Raw genomic sequence first — 2,865 nt, forward strand, 5'->3', positions numbered from 1 at the left:
GCCCTGGACCGGGTTCGCATCGCCCGCGAGCTGCACGACGTCGTCGCGCATCACGTGTCGGCGATGGGTGTGCAGGCGGGCGCGGCGCGCTCGGTGATGGTCCGGGATCCGGAGTGCGCCCGCACCGCGCTGATCGCCATCGAGAGCGAGGCGCGCTCCGCGCTCGATGAACTGCACCACCTCCTCGAGACCCTCCGGACGCCCGCGGGCGATGCTCCCGACGCGTCGACGGTGCGGCTGTCGGGGCTCGCCGACCTGGTCGCGCACGCTCGCGACAGCGGCATGCCCACCACCCTGACGATCGTCGGAGAACCGATCGAGCTGCCGGACCTGGTGCAGGTCAACATCTACCGCGTCACGCAGGAGGCACTCACCAACGCGAGGCGTCACGGTGGTCCGGATGCCGCCGCCGACGTGCGGCTGCGCTTCGCGCCTGATGACCTCGAGCTCGAGATCGCGAACGAGGGCCGGGTGACGCCGGCGATCAGACCAGGGCTCGGGATCGTGGGGATGCGCGAGCGCGCCGCCGCCTCCGGCGGCACGATCGAGGTCGGTCCCCGTGCACGGGGCGGCTTCCTGGTGCGGATGCGCGTCCCGCTGCCGTCACGGGTCACCGCATGACCCGGCGCCGCATCCGCGTGCTGCTCGTCGACGACCACGCCGTGATGCGGGCGGGCTTCCGCATGATCCTCGAGACCGCGGACGACATCACCGTGGTCGGAGAGGCGGCGGACGGCGCCGCTGCCGTGGCAGCCGCAACCGCTCTGGATCCGGACATCATCTGCATGGACATCCAGATGCCCGAGATGGACGGACTCGAGGCGACGCGGCGCATCGTCGCCGACGCCGCACTGCACGCGGCTGTCGTGATCGTGACGACGTTCGACCGCGATGACTACCTGTTCCAGGCTCTGGCGGCCGGTGCGAGCGGGTTCCTGCTGAAGAACGCCGGCCCCGAGGAGCTCATCTCGGCGGTGCGCGTCGCGGCGGCGGGCGATGCGCTGCTCGCTCCAGAGGTGACGCGGCGCGTGATCGCCCGGTTCGCGGAGCTCCCCACGGGGACCGGCCCGACCTGGACGCAGCCACCCGACGCTCCCGCGGCGCACATCGAGCTCACCGATCGCGAAGCGGAGGTGCTGGGGCTCGTCGCCGAGGCGCTCAGCAACGCCGAGATCGCCCAGCGGCTGTACATCGGCGAGGCGACGGTCAAGACGCACGTGTCGAACGTGCTGCAGAAGCTCGGCGCCCGCGACCGCGTGGCGGCGGTGGTCTACGCCCACCGCCATGGGCTCACGACGCCGTCGTGACGTCTGCGAACGCCTGTCCCCCGCACGGCGGGGTGTGAAACCCGTCTGACGGGGGATGCCCGCTCCGTCCGGGCTTGCGTAGCGTGAGCCGTGACGCCATCCGAAGGAGACACGATGCTGCAGTTGTCTGGGATCGACAAGAGCTACGGGTCGAGACCCGCGCTCGACGACGTGTCGTTCGAGGTGCGCCCAGGACGCCTCACCGGATTCGTCGGCGGCAACGGCGCCGGCAAGACCACGACCATGCGGATCATCCTCGGCGTGCTGTCGAAGGACGCCGGCACTGTGACGCTCGACGGCGTCGAGGTGACGGCATCCGATCGCCGGCGCTTCGGCTACATGCCCGAGGAACGCGGCCTGTACCCGAAGATGAAGGTGCTCGAGCAGATCGTGTACCTCGCCCGGCTGCACGGCTTCTCCCGAGCGGATGCCGCGACCAGGGCCACCGCGCTGCTCGAGCAGCTCGGACTCGGCGAGCGCCTCGCCGACAACGTCGAGACGCTCTCACTCGGCAACCAGCAGCGCGCCCAGATCGCCGCGGCGCTGGTGCACGACCCCGAGGTGCTCATCCTCGACGAGCCGTTCTCGGGACTTGACCCGCTCGCCGTCGACATCGTCGCCGGCGTGCTGCAGGGACGAGCCGCGGACGGCGTGGCCGTGCTCTTCTCGTCGCACCAGCTCGACGTGGTCGAGCGACTGTGCGACGACCTCGTGATCATCGCCGGCGGCACGATCCGCGCAGCCGGCGCCCGCGACTCGCTGCGCGCGGAGCACTCCACGCGCCGCTTCGAGCTGATCTCGGCGGGTGATGCCGGGTGGCTCCGCGGCGAGCCGGGCGTCGAGGTCCAGGGCTTCGACGGCGGCTACGCCGTGTTCGACGTCGACAGCGATGAGACCGCGCAGCGGGTGCTGCGCCGGGCCATCGCACAGGGGGATGTCGCGAGCTTCGCGCCGCAGCATCCGACACTCGCCCAGATCTTCAGAGAGGTCATCCAGTGAGCACTGCATCCACCCGAGCGCCCAGCACGCCGCAGAGCGTGTGGCTCGTCGCCGAGCGCGAGATCGCCTCGAAGATCCGCAGCAAGGCCTTCTTGATCTCGACGATCATCCTCTTCCTCGGGGCGCTCGCCCTCGTGGTCTGGGGCGGCATCCAGGCCGGTTCGACCAGCGGCACCCCCGTCGCCGTGACCGCAGACGCGCAGCAGTACGTGCAGGACGTCCCCGGTCTCGAGGTGACGGATGCCGCGGACCGCGCCGAGGCGGAGGCCCTGGTCCAGTCGGGCGATGTCGATGCGGCGATCGTCGGCGACTCCGCGTCGCCGACGGGCTTCGCGGTCATCGCGGACTCGAGCGCGCCGACACAGCTGATCCTCTCGCTCGCCGAGCTTCCGACGGTGCAGCTGCTGAACCCCTCGGCCACGGACGAGGCGCTGCGGTACCTCGTCGCGATCGGCTTCGGCGTGGTGTTCCTGCTCGCGGCGTCGCTGTTCGGMGGCACGATCGCGCAGAGCGTCGTCGAAGAGAAGCAGACGCGCGTGGTCGAGCTGCTCATCTCGGC

Annotated in this window: 4 protein-coding genes; all 4 read left to right on the forward strand. The window is 70.9% G+C overall.

What is annotated here, in order from left to right; all coding sequences use genetic code 11:
* The coding region (locus AC1DVT_RS19275; RefSeq protein WP_477390903.1) for a sensor histidine kinase at nt 1-621 on the forward strand (621 nt) is incomplete at its 5' end.
* Nucleotides 618-1,307 carry a response regulator gene (locus AC1DVT_RS19280; RefSeq protein WP_477390905.1) on the forward strand — a complete coding sequence of 230 codons (690 nt, stop codon included), beginning with the start codon at nt 618-620 and terminating at the stop codon, nt 1,305-1,307. The genes AC1DVT_RS19275 and AC1DVT_RS19280, both read left to right, overlap by 4 nt.
* A 114-nt stretch (nt 1,308-1,421) precedes the next feature.
* The gene (locus AC1DVT_RS19285) at nt 1,422-2,306 is read left to right on the forward strand and encodes an ABC transporter ATP-binding protein (protein ID WP_477390907.1); all 885 of its coding nucleotides are present in this window, start codon (nt 1,422-1,424) and stop codon (nt 2,304-2,306) included.
* On the forward strand, nt 2,303-2,865 hold a 563-nt coding region (locus AC1DVT_RS19290; protein ID WP_477390909.1), incomplete at its 3' end, for an ABC transporter permease. The genes AC1DVT_RS19285 and AC1DVT_RS19290, both read left to right, overlap by 4 nt.

Source organism: Microbacterium sp. P2_F9 (assembly GCF_056403635.1).

What these genes read in the sequence shown, in the direction of transcription:
- AC1DVT_RS19285 (WP_477390907.1), top strand. Translation starts at nt 1,422, where the DNA reads ATGCTGCAGTTGTCTGGGATCGACAAGAGCTACGGGTCGAGACCCGCG.
- AC1DVT_RS19280 (WP_477390905.1), top strand. Translation starts at nt 618, where the DNA reads ATGACCCGGCGCCGCATCCGCGTGCTGCTCGTCGACGACCACGCCGTG.